Annotated in this window: 15 protein-coding genes; 2 read left to right on the top strand and 13 right to left on the bottom strand. The window is 56.4% G+C overall.

The window, feature by feature from the left end:
• The first annotated feature begins 86 nt into the window (after positions 1-86).
• Positions 87-1,037 (top strand): GDP-mannose 4,6-dehydratase, encoded by a 951-nt coding sequence (locus K1Y02_04540; GenBank protein ID MBX7255611.1) that lies wholly within the window; start codon positions 87-89, stop codon positions 1,035-1,037.
• Between the two features lie 52 nt (positions 1,038-1,089).
• On the opposite strand, the gene K1Y02_04535 is transcribed toward K1Y02_04540, so the two are convergent.
• From K1Y02_04535 to K1Y02_04525, 3 genes are all read right to left on the bottom strand, one after another.
• Positions 1,090-1,770: a hypothetical protein gene (locus K1Y02_04535; protein MBX7255610.1), complete on the bottom strand. Its 681-nt coding sequence runs from the start codon at positions 1,768-1,770 to the stop codon at positions 1,090-1,092.
• Positions 1,771-1,921: 151 nt separating this feature from the next.
• Entirely contained in the window at positions 1,922-3,016 is a 1,095-nt protein-coding gene (locus tag K1Y02_04530) for a TIGR04133 family radical SAM/SPASM protein (GenBank protein ID MBX7255609.1), read from the bottom strand.
• A 30-nt stretch (positions 3,017-3,046) separates the two neighbouring features.
• On the bottom strand, positions 3,047-3,247 hold the full coding sequence (locus K1Y02_04525) for a hypothetical protein (GenBank protein ID MBX7255608.1): 201 nt from the start codon (positions 3,245-3,247) through the stop codon (positions 3,047-3,049).
• A 444-nt stretch (positions 3,248-3,691) separates the two neighbouring features.
• Between K1Y02_04525 and K1Y02_04520 the strand changes: the two genes are divergently transcribed.
• Positions 3,692-7,384: a discoidin domain-containing protein gene (locus K1Y02_04520; protein MBX7255607.1), complete on the top strand. Its 3,693-nt coding sequence runs from the start codon at positions 3,692-3,694 to the stop codon at positions 7,382-7,384.
• 215 nt (positions 7,385-7,599) lie between these two features.
• Here the strand turns inward: K1Y02_04520 and K1Y02_04515 are convergent, their stop codons facing one another.
• The 10 genes from K1Y02_04515 to K1Y02_04470 all read right to left on the bottom strand — a co-directional run bounded on the left by K1Y02_04515 (position 7,600) and on the right by K1Y02_04470 (position 22,487).
• Positions 7,600-8,274 (bottom strand): ATP-binding cassette domain-containing protein, encoded by a 675-nt coding sequence (locus K1Y02_04515; GenBank protein ID MBX7255606.1) that lies wholly within the window; start codon positions 8,272-8,274, stop codon positions 7,600-7,602.
• Complete coding sequence (locus K1Y02_04510) at positions 8,261-9,856, bottom strand: ABC transporter permease subunit (protein ID MBX7255605.1); 1,596 nt, start codon at positions 9,854-9,856, stop codon at positions 8,261-8,263. The genes K1Y02_04515 and K1Y02_04510 overlap by 14 nt, the downstream gene beginning before the upstream one ends.
• Entirely contained in the window at positions 9,853-10,905 is a 1,053-nt protein-coding gene (locus K1Y02_04505; GenBank protein ID MBX7255604.1) for an extracellular solute-binding protein, read from the bottom strand. Before K1Y02_04505 ends, K1Y02_04510 begins: the two co-directional genes overlap by 4 nt.
• Positions 10,906-11,018: 113 nt before the next feature.
• Positions 11,019-12,764 (bottom strand): ABC transporter permease, encoded by a 1,746-nt coding sequence (locus K1Y02_04500; protein MBX7255603.1) that lies wholly within the window; start codon positions 12,762-12,764, stop codon positions 11,019-11,021.
• Positions 12,764-14,485, bottom strand: coding sequence for a hypothetical protein (locus K1Y02_04495; protein ID MBX7255602.1), 1,722 nt, complete (start codon positions 14,483-14,485; stop codon positions 12,764-12,766). Before K1Y02_04495 ends, K1Y02_04500 begins: the two co-directional genes overlap by 1 nt.
• 3 nt (positions 14,486-14,488) lie before the next feature.
• On the bottom strand, positions 14,489-16,192 hold the full coding sequence (locus K1Y02_04490) for an ABC transporter permease (GenBank protein ID MBX7255601.1): 1,704 nt from the start codon (positions 16,190-16,192) through the stop codon (positions 14,489-14,491).
• Positions 16,193-16,196: 4 nt separating this feature from the next.
• A complete protein-coding gene (locus K1Y02_04485) occupies positions 16,197-17,120 on the bottom strand; it encodes an ABC transporter ATP-binding protein (GenBank protein MBX7255600.1) in 924 nt (307 codons plus the stop codon).
• Entirely contained in the window at positions 17,117-19,636 is a 2,520-nt protein-coding gene (locus K1Y02_04480; GenBank protein ID MBX7255599.1) for a hypothetical protein, read from the bottom strand. The genes K1Y02_04485 and K1Y02_04480 overlap by 4 nt, the downstream gene beginning before the upstream one ends.
• Positions 19,633-21,594 carry a VWA domain-containing protein gene (locus K1Y02_04475; GenBank protein MBX7255598.1) on the bottom strand — a complete coding sequence of 654 codons (1,962 nt, stop codon included), beginning with the start codon at positions 21,592-21,594 and terminating at the stop codon, positions 19,633-19,635. Before K1Y02_04475 ends, K1Y02_04480 begins: the two co-directional genes overlap by 4 nt.
• A complete protein-coding gene (locus tag K1Y02_04470) occupies positions 21,591-22,487 on the bottom strand; it encodes a DUF58 domain-containing protein (GenBank protein ID MBX7255597.1) in 897 nt (298 codons plus the stop codon). The genes K1Y02_04475 and K1Y02_04470 overlap by 4 nt, the downstream gene beginning before the upstream one ends.
• Positions 22,488-22,491 lie beyond the last annotated feature (4 nt).

Here is a 22,491-nt window from a genome sequence, read left to right as displayed (position 1 = left end):
AGAGCGACCTGATTGTTCCCACTGCGGATGGATTCGTAAGTCTTTATATAGCGCGGGGTAGCGCGATTAAATCGTAAGGAGTGACCGTGAGAAAAGTACTGGTGACTGGGGCGGCGGGATTCATCGGATCTTCGGTTACCGACGCTTTATTGGCAAGGGGTGATCGTGTCATTGGTGTGGACAATTTCGACACGTTCTACGACCCCGGTGTAAAGCGAAGGAACCTCGCCGGGGCATTGACCTCGGAGCGATTCTCACTCCATGAACTGGATATCCGCGACCAGCAGACTCTCGAAACCGTCTTCGAGTCCGAACGGCCCGACGTAGTCGTCCATCTTGCGGCGCGCGCCGGGGTACGTCCCTCGCTGGAGGACCCCAACCTCTACCACTCGGTGAACATCATCGGCTCTCAAAACCTAATGGACGCCTGCCGCCGGCACCCTGTTTCCCACATTGTTTTTGCGTCCAGCTCGTCCGTTTACGGTGGTCTTAAGGAAACCCCCTTCCGCGAAGACATGTTTGTGGACCGTCCCGTAAGTCCCTATGCCGCCACGAAGCGCATGAACGAACTCATGGCTCACGTGTATAATCACGTTTACTCGCAAAAGATTACCCTACTTCGCTTCTTTACCGTCTACGGCCCGCGGCAGCGCCCCGAAATGGCCATTCACAAGTTTGCACGACTCATCGATAAAAACGAGCCGATCCCCATGTTTGGGGATGGATCTTCCCGCCGGGACTACACCTACATTGAGGACATTCTGGATGGTGTTTTGAAGGCGGTGGATATGCCGTTTGAGTATGAGATATTTAACCTGGGTGAAAGCCATACCACCAGCCTCAAAGAGCTGATCGACCTCCTTTCCGAGGCCCTCGGCAAACCCGCCCAGATTAAGCAACTCCCCTTCGACAAGGCCGACATGGAAATCACCTTCGCCGACGTCTCCAAGGCGAAGACCATGCTCGGGTACGACCCCAAAACAACGATGCGGGAAGGACTGGCAAAGTTCGTGAAGTGGCTGCGAGACGCCAAGTGAGTTAGAGTGGGCTGAGCCAGACTCGGGACACGCGCTCCGAGACAAGCAGGCGTCAACTGCTTTGCTGCGGTTCCCGGGCGTGCACAACGCTCTGCGCGACGGGTTGCCCGCGCTTGACCAGCCACACTGTGACGCGGTAGAAGGCCCACGCCAGGATCAGGGAACCTAGATAACCGCCCGCCACCCAAGGCCTCGTGACGTCGTGCCGGAAACGGGGGTTCTCTGCTGCAAATCGCTCAGCGAGGTTTGGGCCAACGTGAAGGATTTGTATTATTGCGATGGCCAGTGCAATCTTACTGAAGAACTCGCGACGGCCCCTGGTCACCATTCCCGCACGCCGTACCACCGCGTGGCAAACAACCATGTGGACGGGAATCGCCGCAATCGTACCCGCCAGCAGGAGCACGCTGTGAATCAAATCGATGTCTTCCTCATCGACATTGGGGACCGGTACCGCAAAGACCAATGTTATTAAAGTCCAGGCGACGAGAGCACCCACGGTGACTCGGATGTTCTCTTTGGTCGTGTCTCGTAACAGGGCTATCCCAAAGTAAGTACTGAACGCAGCGGGGATCCAGATAAAGCTTGAGGACACTACCAGGAACAGAAGACCGATTAGGGAATGGTCATTCATCGCCGGACCCCGGAGACTGAGAAATACATATGCGATCCAGCAGCCGCCCACGATAATCGCCACGATTGCCAGCCATTTCTCTATCCCGAGGTTCTTCATATCCTCCATCCCCTGACCGTCGCCCCGTACGTCGTTCGAGGCCGAGCGACTATGCTATCACGATACCACGAAGGGGGACTCTGCGCAATCGCTGCTCGAATAACAAGGTGAGTATAGCCATGCGACTATCAGACTGACCGGAAGCCTGCCGCTACTCCCCCGCGCCGTCCAGCATCTTCAGATGGCACCGCAGCAGTTTTCCGCTTTGTTGGTCGCGTAAATGGAGTCCGTTGCCCTCGCACCAACAGTAGGCGGAGCAGTCAGCGCAGCAACCTGTCTTCGTCCAGCTTCGGTCACGCATGACCTGAAACCGGTTCTCCCAGCAATCCCAGAAGCTGTCCCGGTAGATGTTCCCTTGGATATAGTCGCCGCGCAGGCTCGGGCACGCGGAAATCGAGCCGTCGGCCAGTACCGAACCCACGTTGATGCCCGCCCTGCACCAGTAGAATGAATCACGCACGGTACCTTCATAAGCGCCCAGAAAACCCTCGCAGGAGTAGCTGGCCAGAATGGAGCCTTCTCGCCGGGTCTGCTGAATGAACTCCAGGAGGTCGCGCAGTTGCGCGCCGGAGATATCCAGCAGCGGCTCGTCTTCAGCGCGACCCTTCGGGAAGATGGTGAACAGCCTCCACCTGCGGATGCCCTTGTCGATGAGCAACTGCCTGATATCGCCCAACTCGCCATAGTTCTTCTGATTGACACACGTGACGACGTCGGACGTAAGCCCCGGGTTCCGGCCCAGTAACGTGACTGCGTTCAGAGTCCGCTCAAAGGAATCGGGACGCCGTCGCAGCCAGTTGTGGCTTTCTTCGAGGCCGTCAAGGCTGATAGTGAGCGACCGCAAACCGGAGTCCAGTAGTCTCGCGAGGCGTTCAGCGGTGAGGCTGTAGCCGTTGGAAACCATGCCCCACGGAAATCCCCGGTCGCGAAATGCCGCCCCGCATTCCTCCAAATCGTGGCGCAACAGGGGTTCGCCGCCCGTCAGGGCAAGCATGATTTTGGAAGGCCTCTGATGCTTCGCGACTTCGTCCAAGACACGGAGAAAGTCCGCCAGGGGCATATCCCGCGTTTCACTTTCCCGGCGGCAGTCGCTTCCACAATGCCGACAGCACAAATCGCACCGAAGCGTGCATTCCCAGAAGAGATAGGTGAGTTCATGCAGCGCGGTTTGCGCCCGGCGATACCGCCGGAAGATGTTCAGCGCGCCGCGCTTCAGCCACGGGACTTTGGTTGGATTCGCCGCCACGATCAGTCCGATTCAGGTTGGCAAACGGGGTTACTTGTCTAGGTTGTAGTCCACGGGCACGCCATACACGGGCACCACGCCATACTCCGGCGCCGGTCCGTACAACACGACCGGTGGACAGCCGGAAACGACAACCCCGATTGCACCCAACACAACCGTCAGAACGGCGATACGCAGAAATATCCACGCGCGCCTGGCCTTCTTTCCCCAACGTGCCGCTTGTGCTGCCATAGCAAATCCCCCTGAGTCCATGTGAAGCGAAATGCCCTTCACGTGACTCTGCTATCAAGTATACCCTTTCAGGACTTGGGTGTCACGAAGTGGCGCGGAATTGGGGACAGACCCGTCTGCGCTCACTACGTTCGCTTCGCTTGGGTCAGTCCCCCAAATCCGCTTCGCAACCCTCGGACCACACCACGCCGCGCTTGGCGATCACGGCGTTACTCGGCAACCATGTTCACTGTCTTCCCCTATCTCCGTATGCGTTGCTGACTTACGTGTTCTACCAGCATCCGTATGTCCGGTCAATAAAGGTTGGCCGGGACCCTGTTTCCATATAGAATAGACAAGGCACCGTAATTCGGTGCGCGAGTAGCAACTTAAGGGGGACTTCTGTCAGGTGTCCGGCCGTTTGTCGCGATGACGCGCGCGAATAGCTGAGACAGGAGCGTTGACATGAGACGTATCGCAGGCTCTGTGTGGAAACGTTGTCCGGTAAGCACGGCGCTTTTGCTGCTTTGTACCGCTGGTGTGTGCTTCGTGTGGTTTGCCCCACCTCTAGCCTTTGCCGAGACGGTCGTCTTCTCGGACAAACCCAACGCCGTCGAATTTCCGCCGCAGGAGGCGCAGTATGTGCGTTTCTTGGTGAAGGCTACGAGCGATGGTTCGCAACCGTGTATCGATGAACTCGAAGTCTACGGCACGGACGCGGAACAGAACTTGGCGCTCGCCTCGAAGGGCGCAAAAGCGTCGGCCTCCTCCAGCCTGAACGGGTACGCGGCACACCGGATTGAACATCTCAATGACGGACTCTACGGCAACGACAACAGTTGGATTCCCGTTGCCATGGCGGACGAATGGGCGCAGATTCAATTGCCAGCCGCCGTCTCGGTCGCGCGCGTCGTGTTTTCGCGCGACCGTAACCGCAACTATGCCGACCGCATGCCCATCGTGTTCTCCGTGCAGTTGTCCATGGACGGCCAGACGTGGACTACCGTCTCCGACGTGACGGCAACGGCGGGAGCAGTCGTTATTCGTCAGCAAAACGCGTCCGGTTTTTCGGGCGATGTGCCCAATCCACCCCCGCCGCTTCAGCGCGGCCGGGACAAAGAGACGGTGCTCTCGCAGCCTCCCCGCGACTATGCCGAACAACTTAAGCTGGCCTACTTGGGCGAAGAGCATGCATGGTTGAAGACCTACGGACGCGCGGACCTGAGCCCGCGTCTGGTACCGTACAATGGCCGCGTCAAGCAGTATCCGCGCCACGTGCTTGATGACCGACTTCCGCTCCCGCCGCTCTCGCGCGAGCCAAAGATCGACGGCCGACTCAACGACGACTGCTGGAACGAAGCGTCACGTGGTGTCGCCCGAGTGGCGTATCCCTACGATTTCGAGGCGGGTCCGCTCGTAGAAATTGCCGTCACGGCAGGTTGGTTCGAGAGCGACCTCTGTCTCGCTTTCGACTTCAGCCAGCTTCTGAGCAGTCACATTGCGGTGTTGTCGACCGCGGACGGACAAGGTTGCGGTGTACTTGTGTGCGACGGGAAGGCCCTTGCCTTCAAGCAGTACGAAGGCGGGAAGGAGTCCTCTTCCACGCCAGTGGAATGCGCATGCAATGACTCAATGACACGCTGGGAAGTCCGTTTGCCCTTCTCGCTCTTTCCTGCGTGTCAAGAGAAGGGCTTGCGCGTTGGACTCGGTATGGGAGGGCAACACACGGATCGGTTTGGGCGTCCCGTGCAGTTCACGTTCTCCAACGTGAGCATCGCGCAGGCAGGTCCTTGCTCCGAGGGGACATTCCCCGTGCGTTTTGCGATGGCCGAATCCAAGCAATCGAACGATTCCACTCCGATCAAACTTTCCGGCAACGCACTCGAGTTGGGCGACGGGATCACGCTTGCGCCGGGTGAATCGCGAGTCATCTCGTTCAAAGCCACCAAGAATGACATCGGACCCGAATGCAATCTTGAGTTCGCCGACGATCAGGGCCACGAGTATTCACTGAGCCTGCTCAGATACGATCCGTTGGAACGTACCTTGAATCTCATGAGCGCGATGGTCGATCGCTTCGCTGCCAAAGGAATCGACGTAACCAAAGAGCGCGAGCAACTAACGTCATTCCGCGAGCGGCAACGGCAATTGTCGGACTCGCTTAAACCGGACGTGACACGCGAGCGTGAGACGTTCTTCGAGGCGCGCACGGCGAAGCGCGATCTGTTCATGCGTGAACCTGAACTCGCGCCGATGGAAGACCTCCTGTTTGCGAAGCGCATGCCGTTTGAACCGTCGCACAATTACAGTGACTTGCTGGATGCCCCGTATCGGCCCGGCGGCGCGGTTGCGACGCTGCACATCCCGCGAGACGGCGACCGGCTTGTACCCGAGCAAGCGGAGGTGAAGCACCTCTTCGAGTCTGGCGGCGGCATTGCGCGCACGCCAGCCGCGACTTTTGACTGCAGCAAGATCTACTTTGCCTACCGTCCTTCGGAAGACGGCTATTTCCACATCATGCGCATGAACGCCGACGGCAGCAATCTGACGCAACTCACCGATGGCCCGTTCCACGATTTCTGGCCATGTCCGTTACCGGACGGCGGGCTTGCGGTTATCAGTACGCGGTGTCACATGCGTTTCCTGTGCTGGCGTCCTCAAGCCTATGTCATGTTTCGCATGGACGCGGAGGGGAAGGAATTCACCCCCTTGTCGTTCGCGAACCTGAGCGAGTGGGCTCCTTCGGTCATGCGCGACGGCCGCATCATCTGGACCCGTTCCGAGTATCAGGACAAAGGCGCCGACTTTGGTCATACGCTCTGGTCGATTCATCCGGATGGCAGCAAACCGGAATTGGTCTTCGGCAATACCATCATCCAACCCAATGGTTACGCCAACGGCAGGGAAGTGCCTGGAACCAATGAGATATGCTGCACACTCATTTCTCACTTCGGTGATCTCAATGGTCCAATCGCATTGGTCGATATCGACAAAGGCCGTTTCAATCCCAAAGCGATTACCTGTCTGACGCCCGAAGTTCCTTGGCCGGGGATGTGGCCGAGCGAGGAGTGTTTCCGCGACGCGTATCCCATTGCGCGAGATTATTTCGTGTGTTCGCACGCGCCGCAATACCGTTTCGAGTTGTTTGTAATCGACCGCTTCGGTAATCGCGAACTCATCTACGGAGACCCGGCCATTTCCAGCATGTGCCCGACTGTATTCAAAGCCCAGGCACCGCCTCCGATTATTGCGCCCCAGGATACGACACAAATTGCCGAAGAGTACGGCGAGTTTATCGTGCGTGACGTATATGAAGGGATATCGCCACCCGTTGAGCGCGGGAAAGTGAAGTACCTTCGTGTGTGCGAAGAAGTGCGCGCCAATCTCGAAGTAATGCCAGACGGCAAGTATCGGGCGGACCACGATCCCCAATTCCAGGATTGGTATGCATCTCCGGTTCACATCGTCTGGGGGCCCTACGGATGGCCCACCTACGTTGCCAAGGCTCCGCACGGTCTGGTGCCTGTGGCGGAAGACGGCTCCGCGAGTTTCAAGGCTCCCGCGGGCAAGGTGCTCTACTTCGAAGTGCTCGACGAAAACTTCAACGAGCTGCAACGCATGCGCAGTGTTGTTCAACTGCAGCCCGGCGAACGGAGAAGTTGTATCGGGTGTCACGAACACCGCGAGATGGCCCCTGCAAACAAGGGCCGTTATGTAGCCCAACAGCCGGTGCAGCCTACGCTGGCGGAGTGGGAGGGGCAACCGTTCTCCTTCGAGAAGGTGGTACAGCCTGTCTTTGACGCCAAGTGCGTACGATGCCACGATGCAACAAATAAGTTGGGGGTGGACCTGCGCGGAGATATAGACGCCGACAGAATCCCTGCCTCTTACCGGACACTCATATCGAAGGGCTACGTCCACTACGCCGATATGCAATGGAACGCGGGCGGCTGCGAGAAGATTGAGCCGCTGTCGCTCGGTACGCTGAAGAGCAAGCTGTGGGAAGTCCTCAATGCAGGACACCACGACGTGACGCTTACCCGTGATGAAGTGCTCCGCGTAAAAACGTGGATCGACCTCAACTGCCCGTTGTGGCCGGACTACGTGAACAGAAACGAGCGGCCTGGCCCAACTCCAAGAGTGGCGAAGGCAGAATAGGGGAGAGTCTTTTTAGTCCGCGGTTTATTGTGTTATGGCAGGGTCTCCTAGTCCGCCGCGGCGGACCACTCTTGGCTATCGAGAGTCTCCCCACCACCACAACAACTCACGCCGCGCTCGGCGATCGCGGCGCTCTGAGAATTCATCGGAGTTCATCGGTGGATGAGACACGTTGGTTGCGCCCCTGCTGCCCTGCACACTGCCGCGTTCAGTCTTTACGTAGTCTCGCGCTCAGTATCCGCAAGTGATGGCCGGCTCATCTCAACTACCTGATCGGCAAGTCGCGCGAAATCCCCGCGGTCGTGAGACGAAATCACCAGTGTCGTCATCTTCTTCGTCTTGCGTGAATTGAACTCCTCAACAAACCGTTCCCGCAACGTCTCGTCGAGGTTGGCAAACGGCTCGTCAAGCAACAGCACGTCGGGTTCAGTCACGAGAGCGCGGGCGATGGCCAACCGCTGCTGCTCACCCCCCGAAAGCGATGCAGGGTATGCACGGCGCTTCCCATCAAGCCCACAGAACTCCAGCAAAGCATGGGCACGATGCAATCGCTCTTTTCTCGACAACCCTCGCCCGCGAAGCACAAACTCCAGGTGTCGCTCCATGTTCATATGAGGCCATAGGGCAAGGTCTTGGAAGACCATGCCAACTTCGAGACCTTTCAGGCGCGCCTCGCACCAACCCTGTATTACAGACTTGCCGTTGATAACGATTTCGCCGAAATCCGCGCGTTCCAGACCCGCAATCAAGCGTAGAACGGTAGTCTTGCCCGAACCCGAAGGTCCAAACAGCCCGAGTCCTTTGCCATGTTCCACGCGCAGTGATATACGCTCGAGGACGAGCGTATCGCCGAAGCGCTTGGATACAGTGCGAAATTCAATATCCGGCATGGGTCCAATTCCGAAGTTTCGCGTAGCCGAAAGCGACGCACGCTGCAATGGTCATCACTAAAACGCATGTTAGCAGGCTCAGTGCGGCAACATACGAGTCGGGGCCATAATGCATGAGGCTGAACAGGCGAATGGCCAACGTGGTCTGACCGGGTGGGCAGACAAGTACACTCGTGTCGACCTCCGCCATCGTCAACACAAATATCAGTCCCCATGTCGCGGCGAGATGCGGAGAGAGCAGCGGCAACCAGATAGCGCCTGCGCGGCGAATCCACGTGACGCCCGCTACAGCCGCGGCTTCGTCGAGACGTGCATCCATCCGCCGCGCTCCCGACAAAGCTCCCGCCAAAGCAAAGACAAAGAAGCGAGCCGTGCAGGCAACGATGACAACAGCAAGCGAGTCATAGACCAATCCGGCAGGGCCGCGATGATTCCACAGCGTGATGAGTCCAAGTCCGAAGGCACCGCCCGTGATGCCCAGAGGGAGCGCGCTCAACGCCACTGAAAATCCCTGTGTCCACCTGCGCAACGCCGTGGTCATCAGGAAAGCCAGGGTCGTTGCAAGGGTCGCGGACATCATCGAGACGAAGAGACTGGTAAGCATCTCATGACGTGCCGTTGCCCACACATCGTGAAAGGTCCGCAACGGTAATGCGCGCGCCAAAGTCACTCCAAGAGGAAGGAAGACCGCGACCACGATGAGCGCAAGACAGACGAGAGTTGAAACAGATCGAACAACAGGATCTGCAACGACGTTAGCCGGGCGGACATGTCCAGTAAGCCACGCGTGCCGCGGACGTACGTATAGGATCCATACGAGACCGGCCAGGCCGCAAAGAACGGCCAGTGGCAGGGCCTGTAACGTAGCACCGGTGTAATCGAAGACAGCGCTTAGCGCGTTAATCTCGACGGGATACGTGTTGACCTGCAAAAGCGACGGGACCGCAAAACTTACCAGCGTGTATACGAATACCAGAAGCATTCCCGCAATGACCCCAGGCAGTACAAGAGGCAGTTGCACTCCGGAAAATGCGCGCCAGCGTTGGCCGCCCATGCGTGCGGCTTCCAGCAATCGCGAATCGAATCGGTGCAGGGCCGCAAGCGTTGCGACCATCACAATCGGGTAAGACGCAAGGCCAAGCGACCACACCACACCGCTCATGTGAAACATGCCCGGCCACGTGAGGGCTTTGGTGTTCAATCCAGTGAACTGAACGACGAAAATACCGTTGCGTCCAAGCAGATCCACCCATGCAATGGCGGAGATGTGCGGTGGGATGAGTAGAGGCACAGCAAGCAGCCCGAGCAATACTCCCCGCAGACTAGAGGAAACGTTTGCGATGGCGAAGGCGGACATGACGCCGGCAAGCCCGGCCACCGCCGAAGTGCCAACCGCAAGTATGAGGCTGTTTCGCAAAAGACCCCATTGGCGCGCGTCCAAGAAGACGTTCGACGCGGACTTCGGTTCAATGTCCACAGCCTTGAACACAACGCACACGACCGGAACGACGACAAGCACAGAAAAGGCTGCCACGGAGAAGAATGCGAATACGCCGCGCTCCAATCGCGAACGAGAGATCATTTCAGAAACTCGGAACGGATGAAGTCGGCCGCTTTCTCGAACAGAGAGGCAGCTTTCTCGAAATCGACGGCCATCGCGCGGATGCTTGATAGCGTGGGTACGCCATCCGGCACGCGTACTGCCGGGTTGAGCGGGATTTGCAGCGAGCGCGATTTCGCAAGCGCCTCTTCCACATCCGGGCTGAGCAAATAGTCAATTAGCTTCTGCGCGGCATCCGGGTGCGGCGCGTCTTTCACAAGGGCGACGGTATTCGGAATTATGAGAGCGCCCATGCCGCCCTCTTCCTGATCGGGGAAAAGCCACTTCGCCGGTCTTCCATCTAGGACTGCCCCGTTGGCATCATCGGTGTCTGTCATCCCCGCCGCATATTCTCCGTTGGCAACCATGTCCCGCACCGTGGCATTGCCCGCAAGCACAGCCACATTGTTCTGGAGTAGTCCGCGGAAATAGGTCTTGGCTTCTTCTTCGCCCCAAGCGGCGAAAAGAACGGCGGCATGCGCGGCAGTCGTTCCGAAAATAGGTTTTGCGATGGCTGCCCTACCGCTCCACTCCGGTTTAAGAAGATCGCGAATGGACGTGGGCGGAGTTGTTGTCGTTTCCGGGTTGAAGATAATCACGCGGCCACGCGCCGCGAAACCCGTCCAAAAGAATTCGGGGTCCTTGAATCCGCTGGGAATGGCGTCCGAAGACGGAGAATGATACGGTGCAAGAAGTCCCTTCTGCTTAAGCATGATCGTCTGAACAATCTCGTTGTTCCAGAAAACATCAGCGCGCGGGCGGTCCTTCTCGGCGATGATACGGCTCACGAGCCCCGTGGTCTTTGATGCTTCCGTGTCAAATACCGGCAACGCCTTGATTCCCGTCTTCTTCTCGAACGCGTCAAGTATCGGTTTGGAGAACATTTCGTCGAGAGCCGTATATACGACGACTTCAGGTTGAGTCCGGCTACTGCAGCCGGACGCAATTGCGGTGCTGACAACAACAGCGGTAAATAGTGTGACGCACCAGAACAGTAATGCACGTTGGCTTGGCCAATTACTACTTCTCATTTAGTGCAATCCTCTATCAGGTGTAAGACGTGGACTTCAAGGAAACCGGCCGTCGGCAACTTTGGTCATTGTGCCCGAGTGCGCGGCATTTTGGAACGTGACATGACCTGCCATCAAGACGTTCTCTCATATCCTAACCAGCGGCGATTGGCTATCACGACGGAAATGACAAGAAACAAGACAATCACGAGAACATGCAGCAGCAACAAGTAGAACGACTCTGCACGAAGATTGCTCGACCACTCCCAGCCGCTGCCAATTATGGTCCCAATGAACTGAAAGCCGCTGGCTATCGGCGAAACTACAATTAAAGCATCCTCCGCGAATCGACGAGGAAAGGAACTGCCAAGCACCTCGCTCAGAAAGACTATGCCCACCGAAGGCCCGGCGAAATAGAAGACACTTAAGGCGTAGCTCAATGGAACGGCTACGGAGGTGCGCCGCACCAGCATGGACGCAATGGCTCCCAAGGTAATTGAACCCGCGGCGCAGAGCAGGGTCCAGACTGCAAACCAGAACGTGATCTGAAGTCCCTTTGGCGCCATAAGAACAATTCCGATTACCGGAAAAGAGCATAGATACGCGAAGAGAAGCAACTGAACGAGTTGCATGATCCCGGCTTTGAGCTTTCCTGTAGTGATCTCGATCGGCGTGAGAAGCGATGACTTAAGGAGATCGAGGGTGTCCTGTTCCTTTTCACGCACAAACGCGACCGACTGGACGGCTGGCGCGGCAAAAAGGACAAAGAGGCCCACAAAGACGGACCAGCCATAGGTAACATCTCTGAATTCACTGGAGGAGGTGGGCTTCTCTTTCCAAATGTAGAATAAATAAACGAGAAACAGATTCGTGCTTACAACGATAGCGATTAGCAGCATCCTGCGCCACCGGTTCATCTCTCGAAATGCGCCGGTGTGCCTGTATTCGCGTAAGAACACAGGGTTTCGGAACGTAGGCATTGGAGGGTGAAGTCTTCGGATAGGCTCGCGAAGTTTAAAGAAGGACTTCTGCCGTGCGGCAGTCTCCTCTTTGGGGCGTACAAGCCTTCTCCATGCCACGAGCAACGCAAATAGACTGAAGATGGACTGTGAAGCGGTCACGAAGAGAACGTCGCTCAGTTTCACCCCTGCCGAAAAGCCTCTGAATGCAAGATAGAAAGGAGACCCACGAACGAACCATTCCAACGTCCTCTCTATGGCCCTTCGGTTTAGGTTGTACGGGTCCACGAACATGGCAAAAGCAAGGACACCGAGATACACGAGAATCACGTAACCGCCCAGAGCAAAGGCGGACCAGATGTACGAATGCAGGATTGCGCGCAATGCGCTCTTCTGCACGGCCGAGCACGAGATTCCGATGGATGTGCACGTCACGGTGACGAGGGAAAGAACGAAGAGAAGTACAATCAAAACGTCGGTGTTCAATCCAACCAGAAAGTAGGTAGTTGCCAAGAGGGGCATGGCAGCAAGCATTAGAAGTACAAACAGACCGATTACATTGATGAATTTGCCGAACAGGATGCCAATGGGGCGAATGAGCGAGGTGCGAAGCAGATCGAACGTGTCTTGATTCCGCTCCTCCAAGATCATGCTTCCCGCATAACCGGGTATCAGCACACAGGCCGCGCCAATCATCAAAGCACCGAACCACATCATGATCTCGTATGACGCGTTGCCAATCATAACCAGGGGCAAGGATCCGCGGGGCCACATCCCCATCAAGCCCATGGCGCCGATTGCAGTGAGGAGAAGCAAGGCGACAAAAAGCCGCACCGTGCGAATGCCGCGCAATAGCTCACGCCGGATTAGGGCAACAAAGGGCAATGGAGGTGTCGCCAAGGCAATCCCAATACGTTTCATTATAGATGTAACCTGTTTGAGCGCCGCATCCAATAGGTGCCTGCGAAACGTATAGCCGTGGCAAATAGTACAAAGGCCACAAGCGTATGGAGAAGGGTGACTGCGGGCCACTCGGCATCAGCCGCCTTCCCGTACGCTACGCTGTCAATGTTCTCAAGCGCATATGCGATGGGCGATAGAAGCAATGCAAACTCTTCGAAATCCGTGTGTACGCCGTATCTTCGCAAGTAATCGGCCACTGCCAGGATTGTGAAGGTTGGTCCAAAGAACATCGCGGCACAAAGGCCGTAAGCCAGGGGAACCGAAGTTGCCGTGCGTTTCGCGGACATGGAGGCAATCATAGAAACAAAGAGTGCCGAGGCAACCGTTATGACGGTGTATACCCCGGCGAATAGCGTTGCTTTCGACGGATTTGCAGTGAAGGCAAAGACACTTAGGAATGGCCAGGTTGCGAGCAGGAACAGCGAGAGTACACGAAACAGCCCGACAACCGAGTACATTATCTTGCCGCTCACGATCTCTTGATGCGTGAGCAGCGTCATCGTAAGCAAGTCTTTGGTGTTCCGTTCCTCTTCGCGCACGAAAGAAGTGGCAGCGATTGGCGGTATCAACGCTACAGCCGTCACAAAAGTCACTTGAAGACAGAGTCCAATTAAATCGTCTTGCCAATTGGGATACTGAGAAACATACATCAAACCTAGAAGCAAGGTGAGCGACACGATTACTAGAGCGGTGTAGACAACCACTCTGCGCCACCTGGGGACATTTTGAAGGAGTCGAATGTGCCGGCATTCGCGCACAAAAATCGGATTGCCTCTATCGGGTATAGGAGGCCACTCGCGGCATGCGAAGATGGGGAGGAGGGGTCTGCGGACTCTGGAAGCCGGCGGAGAGGCAACGGATTGCTCGCCTTGGGGTGAACAAAGGCCCCGCCAGGCCACGATTAGGGCGATGATTGAAGCGACAGTCTGGATACATGCCATTCCCCAGAGCTTCGGAACGATTACGCCGCCTGCCAACACGGAAATCAGATTGCCTAGCGGCGTTGTGGCGAAAACAGAGGACAAAGTTGCCCCGGCACGCACGTTGACATAGTCAGCATCACCGACAAGAAACCAGAGCAGGAAAAAGAAATAGAAGAGGAGTACGTAGCCACCCATCATGAAGGCACACAAGAGATAGGAGGCGATGATGGACGGGAGTGGGGAACGGTAACGCGCCGAACATGCCAGCCCAATGGCCACACAGGTGATGGATGATGTCGCCACAATGAAGAAGATACGCAGGAGGACATCCCAATTTGTGCCAACCAGAAAATACGTGGTCGCCAAGAGCGGCATTGCCCCAATAAGCAGTAGAAGGAAGGCGCCGATGCAATTGAGGAATTTCCCCGCAAGAATTCCCACTGGACGGATCAATGTCATGCGCATGAGGTCGTAGGTCTCTTGATCGCGCTCCTCTGCCAACGTTCCTGCGGCAAGGCCGGGGAGCAGGAGGACAGCGGCCGCCGCTGCTATAACGGCGAAGACCCCCGTTACAGAAACGGAAACTGCGCCTAGCGCAATGAGAGGAAGGTCTCCATCGGGCCACAGAGGGATGAGGAGAACCGAACCCAGGCCGCACAGGAGCATAAACACGCCCGCAAGGTAGCGAGCTCGCATACTGCGCAGTAGCTCGCGGCGAACCAGTGCCATGAACGGCAATTCCAGTTCATACTTCATCGTCTAGACATCTCTCATGTGACGCGCGTGGAAGATTCGCTCCGCCAGCTTCAACAGAACCAGCGCCAAGACAAGAAACTGAACCTGACTGAGTATCCAGCCTGTGAGTGGACCTCTCGACGAGGCAAATGCGACGTAGTATCCCCCGACAAGAGAGATGTAAGGCATCAAGTCCATTGGGTAGAGAGCTTGACGTGACTGACTCTGAGAAAACGCAAGGTAAAGGAAGTACAGGAGGCCTATGCCAAGGAAGAATATGGCGTTCAGAATAATTCCGCCGGCAATGGCGCTGTTCGTGCGCTGGGACTGAAGCGAAACAAGAAGTCCAAGGCTCACGGCCATCAATGCGCAAATGGGCATGGTCGCATAGAAAGCAAGCACCATCCCCGAAAAGCTGAAATCCACGAGTATCATCGGAATCGCTGCGATAGCAATGGCCGCGATGACTGGCAACAGGACGAACACGCCGGCCACCGCTTTACCTCGCACAATATCGCTGGGTTGCAGCAAGGTCATTCGGAGCATGTCGATATTCCCGAGTTCTCGCTCTTTCGTGAAGGAATTCGCCATGATGACCGGCGCGAAACTCACTAAAGTCAGCAGTTCGAGGCTAATCGCCCACGCAAACGTTCCCGCATAATCGGAGGGGTCTGCGAACATGGTGATGGCGATGAAGATGAAGCCAAACACCGTGGCTGTAACGTAGAAGACGCGTATAAGTGTTGACCCGCGCGCAAAGAGTCCCCAACGTATTTCACGCACCATCATCGGATTCCGCCCATCCTCAATCGTCGCCCGCCGCCGCGAAGGATCGATCAAGTAGTAGGGGAATTGCTTCCGGCGCGCTTCGAGTATTTCGGCATCATCGATGATGACCTCGTTACGCACCAACTTGGGCGAAGACTGCCGCCGCAGCCTTCGGGATGCAATGCTCAAGCCGAGGTAAACGAATCCGAGCTGAACGGAAATTGCGGCGACAAATGCGGACGCAGTCAATGTGCCGTTGAGCAGGGAAAACGTCGTACCCGCAGGCGAGTAGAACGTGAAGAGGGAGTACGAACCTGCCGGTCCAAACCCGCCCGCTAGTCTGCCGCTGTAGAAGCCAATATTGAGAAGGCTGAAGATGGCTGCGATAAGAAAGCGCGGACCGCCCATGAGAATAGCAACGAGGATATATGAAGCGACAAGCGCGACTATGCCGCGAGTGAAAAGGGTCGACATCAGTATGCCGATGGTCCCGCAATAAAGGGCCAGCATAATGAGAATCACGAAGGCATACAGTAGCTGGCGCGTGTCCAGACCGACCGCGAAGAGTGCGCTGGCAAAGACCGGTAAGGCAGCAAGCACGACAACCAGATAGACGCCGCATGTATTCAGCAGTTTCCCCAGCAGGATAGATTTCGGGCGGATCAGAGAGAGGTACAGCATGTCGAACGTATCCTGCTCGCGCTCTACGGTTATGCTGGCTGCTCCCAGTGCTGGCACCACCAGTGCGCATCCGTAGAAGAGCAAGAGTGTGATCAGCGTGACGATCTGTTCGGAGGTGGATGCGGCCATGCGGATGGTAAGCCGCTCGCTTGGCCAGTACGTTGTAGTCACCAAGACTGCCAGAGACAGCAACAGCAGGACAAAATAGAAAGTCCGTGTACGGCGCAGGTTGGCGGCGAACTCGCGCCGTAGTATCGCGATTGTGGGAAACACGAACATGAAATCACAGGCCCCCTTTTGTGATCTGCAAGAACACATCCTCCAGCGAACCTTCCTCCTGGGCGAAGGTAAGCACGGGGATGCCAGCCTGAATCAATCTGGTGTTGAGTCCTGCCAATTCGGCGCGGTCTAGGTTGGAGTTCATATGGAACTCGTTTCCGGATTGTTCGATATTGAAGATCCCCGGTGTTTCCTCGAGGATTCGCATGGTCGTTGTCGCGCCATCAAGTACGTCGATTCGTACCTCGCGTTCTTGCTTCATCCCATTGAGAATCGCGCGAAATTCTCCGGCCGCGAGAAGTTTGCCGTGCTCGATGATGCCAATCTTATTGCACATGTCTCCGAGTTCCGAGAGGATATGCGAAGAAATCAAAACGGTCTTTCCCATGCGCTGGAGCGTCTTGAGGAGTTCACGCATCTCGATGCGGGCGCGCGGGTCCAGTCCGCTGGCCGGTTCATCCAGGAGAAGGACCTTGGGATCGTGAAGCAGGGTTTTGGCAAGACAGCATCGCTGCTTCATTCCGCGCGAGAACGCGCTGACAAAGTCGTCGGCCTTGCCGGTGAGGTCCGTTAACTCAAGCACGTCGTCGATGATGACCTTTCGCTTCTTGCTGGGAATCTTGTACGCGGCCCCAAAAAAATCGAGATACTCGCGAAGCCGCATCCCATCGTAGACGCCGAAGGAGTCGGGCATGTAACCAAGAATCTTCTTAATCTCGTACGGCTTCTGAGTGACATCAATGCCGTCGATTTTCGCGAGCCCGGATGTCGGTTCAAGAAGCGTGGACAGAATACGAATAGTCGTGGTTTTTCCTGCGCCGTTGGGACCGATAAACCCAAATAGGTCGCCTTCTTCGATTTCGAGATTGAAATCGCTGAGGGCCGTAAAGTCGTTGTAACGTTTGGTTAGGCCGACCGTCTCAACTATTGCCATGATGTCCATCCCCTATCTTGCGTTTCTGCTGGCATCTCAACGCGCGCGGTGGCGTAAAAACTGCCCCACCAGCTCCTCCCTCTCCCTTCAGAGGTCCGCGCCATGTTGACTGTACCGGCCAGAGATTGCCTGGTGCTGTCGTAGTACTTTTTCCAATCTTCTACGCGATACGTCGTCAGGTTCATTCGATTGCCGTTGGGAGTGACTTGCCGAGTCTCGATGGTATGCGTCATCGGCCAAGCCGCCTCCGCCGCATCGGGTTTGTAGAAGATACTTGAAGCTTCGGATTGCCAATACACGTCCACATACACCACGGCTTCCGGTATTTCCGTAAAGGCAGCTGGAATCCGGATGCTGTAAGGAGTCGATCCGCTTTGGTCAATGGGCATCAGGTTGTAGATGGAGCCATTGTTGATGTAACCCGGGGGGAACATTCCGCTCTGGTTCATTTGGGAACCGGCGGCGCCATAGTCAGGAGAAAGTGGTGTGGCCGTCACTTCGGCAAGCCCATCGTAGAGGACTTCCAGATCGGCCACTACCAATGTCTGAGTCGAGGTCCTTGCCATTCCCTGAGCGGGTATGATTCCCTGAAGGTTCGCCTGCGAGGTCCACCCGCAGAAGAGCGGGGGAAGGGATGTGTCGAGTATTCCAGGCACTTTCGGATTCTGCAGGAGCGCCTCGGTAATCTCAGGCCGCATCGATTCCAGTTTCGCGTCTCCAGGACGCATCGGTCGGAAATAAGCTGGCATCGTATCTCGAATTGAACTCGAGGATGGCGGGCCAAACACGTCCGTAGATGTCTCGACATGCCATTCAGGTCCGCTGCCCTTCAAATTGATTAGGTGACCCTTATAGAGAATCGCAGCAGATTCGATAGCCCAGCCGGTGGAATTGGTGAGCGTTCCGTGCAATCCGCTCTTGTCGGCGGTAATGACGCCTTGTATTCCGCCGGACATAACCGCTTCAGACTCGACATTACACACGCGAAACACGCTTGCGCCCACCTGAAAGTCCTCAAGACGCGGAGGTTGTCCTTGTACTAAGCGGCTTGGCCGAATTGAACCTGCGAATGACGGCCCGCCGTAGACTGTGTTTTGCAGGGGCGTCATTTCGGTGACGAGAGAATCGGGATTGGCAAGGTCGAACGAATATTGCGCGGAACGCGCGGAGATGATGCCCGTCACGGCATTCTGGTGAACCGTATCTCCGTGGAGGGGAAACCTCGCAATACCAATCTCGTGCAGTTCGGTGGATTTCGCTCGGCCCGCGGTTCCAAACACCAATGCGTAACCCGTGAATCCGAAACTGAACACGACGAGGCAGACCCACGCCATTTCGCGTTTTTTCAGCAGACTCCAGAACACCCAGTTTCCAATGACCCCAACCAAAATATACAGGCCAAGAAACGCGATGACCGTGGACCGAGGCACGATGCGAATGCCGATGCGCGAAGGCATGGAATAGGTAAAATGCTGAATCACGGCGTCGACATTGGGCTGGGAAACACGGGGCCGCCACTCACAAAGCTCCTGCCAAAGTGCCAGATATCCCGGACTATCCTGCAGCGACTTGCTTGGTGCATCGACTCCGATTACGGCTACGAATCCGCTGCCGATCGGTCGTCTGGTGGCAAGAACGGGATTCTTGCTGCGAACGACGACTTCAGGCAACTGTGGAGTCAACTGAGCAAGTACGACTTGCTTGTCGTCTCGTGCGCCTATCTGCTGACCTGCGGGGAGCGCGGCATCGGCAAGCGCCTTCTCCGAGAGACTGGTCTGACCGGAGATTCGAACGCCAGCAAGTTCCTCCAGCCACGTCCCCTGATAGCGATTGCCATATTCGCCGGTACAGATGATTAAGACGCCGCCATCCTGCACATAGCGTTCCATGAGACTGCGGTGATTGGCAGTAAGCGCCGCTGGCTCGGTCTTGCCCATGATAATTGCATCGTAGGCATCATAGCAGGCGTATTGTTCCGGAAGGAGGTCAAGTTCGTTGCTGCGGATCTCGATGCGGTGCACCGCGCGCTGTGTTGCGCCAGACTGAAGCGCATTGTAGAGAAACCCGTACGAAGGCGCATCGTCATCAATAACCAGGACCAGCAAATCTTGGGGGTCAATTGGGCGCAATGCGATGCGCGTGGGCATGTCCACCGATCGCCACTTTTTCTGAAAGACGCCAGCTTGAACCTCACTCGTGCCTGTGAAGTTGCAGTAAACGCGAAACCGTTTCCGCGACGCCTTCGGAGTCTCCGCAGGCACTGCGTAAACAGGGCTCTGAACGCCCATCGCAGACAGAAGCTCAACCTGGACGTAGCCGGAGACATCTTTGCGGTTGTTGTTAACGATGACATCCACGGGCACCCATGTGCCGTCACGGTAGGCCGTGACAAAACGTGGCGGAATCTCAACGGTGAATTCGCCTTCCCGCATGGATGCGTCATCTTGTGTCCATGCGGCAGCGCACGCGAATGCACACACAAGCCATCCGAACAAGCCCCGTCCCCTCACATCCACGCCCTCCTGCTGAATAACCACCATTCCAAGGCGATTACACACAATGCCCCAGCCAGCAAATACCGCCACAGCTCGCGATTCTGGCGTATCCGTCCACGTTCTGCTTCGAATTCACCCTGGCCAATTGCCAGCTTATCGGACGGCCCTATTGAAGACTCGACCTTATCGAGAAGATTGACTGCGAACCGCTCTTTGCGCTCTCCATATGCAACGGTGTAAATGCCAATCTGATTGGTGTTGCTGAAATAGACCGGACGCATCGGGTCGAGTGCTACTTGCTCTTTCGATGCATCCGGTAGCGTTATCGTTGCGTTGGCGACGTCCGGTTCCCCAACCAGCGTCAGCGGTTTTCCCGCCGGGATCGAGACATCCGCGCTCAGAGCAGCGCGTGTCGTCCACGCGAGCACGTTCTGGAAGAAGAGAGGAAACGAAAGATTGAGCGGCCAATCCGATTCGGCGATATCAAACCCAATGAATGCCATATGCTGGGCGCCGCGCGAGATGTCGCCAATGAGTGCCCCGCTGGTCGTCGAGACTACAGGCCGGGCCCAGTCGGGGAGCACGACTTTCATCGCGCTTCGTATCGACACATTTGACGGGTTGACATTGAAGCGCAAGAGCGGATGCTCGGCATCCAACGACAAGATTGGGGGACCCTCGATCGCCGATTCGGAGCCTAAGCCTTCCAGTTTGGGCAGCGTGTTTATGAATAGCAGCGTACCGGCGGGCAGTTGCTCAGGAGCGAAACCGTAGAAGATGGTTAGGTCATAGTCGTCTGAGTTCGAGTACGAAGCGGGCGCGATCGTACTCAACTCGACTCGCGGATCGGGAGTGAGAACCCTCTGAAGGAAATAGGTACCCGTAGCGGTTGGTTCAGCAACGACGAGTGTGCGTATCTTCGCAGCGGGATGCAATGATAGCCAGGCTACGTTGTCGGTGGGAAAATCGTCCTGGTGGTCCAGTTCTGCTTTCAAGATGCCTTCCCCAATCTCCGGCAACCGAAAGACCAACTCCGCGTCTTGTCCAGGTTCAACGGACACTTCCTCAACCGCCAGAGTCGTGTCCTCAAAGGACAATGTTACCGTGGTCGATAACGGCTCGGTGTCTGCGTTGTGCACCAGAACCAGGACTTGGCGGTCCCCCGTGGTCCCTTCGGATGGCTCCCGGAGACTGAACACAACGATTCCGGCATTCTTTACGCTTGAGCCTACTTTCACGAAACTCAGATCGTAGAAACGCGCCCTGGCCTCCGTGGACTGCTCGGACACTTGACGAACAGGACCAAAGTTGCGGGGAACAATCTCGTCAAGGTCCGAGATGTCTCCATCGCTGATGATTACCGAGTGGAGGTCGCGCGTTGTAAGCTGAAGCGAATAAGCGACGAAGTAAGCGTCGCGCACTTTCGTTTGCGTGTCGGTGGGCTGAATGTCTTCGATGGCGGCACGCAATCGAGGTCGATCATCGGTCAATTCGCACAAGACATCCGCCTTGTCAGCGAAGGACACCAGCATCACCTTGTCGCCCCGCTGCATCTCGTCCACGATGCGAAGGGCTTCCTGTTTGGCGAGATCCATTCGAGGCCGTCCATTCTCGTTTGTCTTCATGCTTGCCGATCGATCCACGAGAAGGCACAGGTTGCGTCCCGCGCTCCCTTCGGCTTTAACGAACGGGCGCGCCAATGCAAGTACTGCCAGAAGCAGCACGAGTATTTGAAGCAAAAGGAGTAGATTGCGACGTAACCTCTGAAATGGAGCGTTGGCCGTGATGTCCTGCAGGCTTTTCATCCAAAGCAGGGTGCTCGATATCACCACCGGTGTGCGACGGAGCTTCAGGAAGTACAGAAGAATAATAATCGGTATCAGGCTCAACAGCCATAGGAAAGGCGGTGCGAGGAAGGCCGCATTCAACGCCTTGTCTACGCTTGTTACGAAGTTTGTCCACATGGCGTTCATCGGAACAGACCTCCTCTGCGCATGACTTCAAGCGTGAGTCGTTCAAAGGAGGTGTCGCTCGGCGCAAAAATGTATCCAATACCACGGGCCAGGCAGAATTTGCGAACGGCCTCGCAGAATCCGGTCAAATTGTCCTTGTATCGTTTGAGAAGCATCGGGCTCGACGATATCTCGATGAATTCGCCGGTTTCGCTGTCGACGAGGCGCAAATCCCCTACGATGGGCGGGTCGATTTCATCGGGCGATAAGACGTGGACGACATAGCAGTCCGACCCCGATTGTTGGAGCTTGCGCAAGCACGGCTCAAAACCGTCGGGATCCATGAGATCGGAAAACAACACGGCCACACCTTTGGCCCGATTGCGCAGGACGTATGTGTGGGTCGATTGCGCAAGGTGTGTTGCCCCTTCGGGGGTGATCGAAGCGAGAAACGACAGCAACAGTCTGGCTTTGGCCTTGCCGCGGCACGGGATTAGCCGCGACGTGCCCGATTGTGAAAAGGCCTCGGCGCTTACGCGGTCGTAACCAATGAGTCCCACATAGCCAATAGCGGCGGCAAGTCGTGTAGCGAAACCAATCTTCGAAGGCGTGCCGTAGGCCATGGAGCGGCTGGCATCGATGAGTAGATGTACGGTCAGGTCCTCGCTTTCCTGAAAGAGCTTGAGGTAGAGCGCGTTCAAACGCCCATAGATGTTCCAGTCGACGTGGCGCAGATCGTCGCCCTGCACGTAGTCGCGATAGTCCGCGAATTCAACGCTGCTTCCTTTGCGCTTGCTCTTGCGCTCGCCTTTAGCCAAGCCCAACTGAACCTTGCGCGCGGAAATGGCAAGGCGCTCAAGCTTTCGCAGAAACTCGGCATCAAGGAGCGTTTCGGCTGTCACATTCTCAGACACGGTT

It is taken from the genome of Candidatus Hydrogenedentota bacterium (assembly GCA_019695095.1).
Taxonomy (GTDB): Bacteria; Hydrogenedentota; Hydrogenedentia; order Hydrogenedentales; family SLHB01; genus JAIBAQ01.
This window is presented reverse-complemented; position numbering and strand designations above follow the sequence as displayed.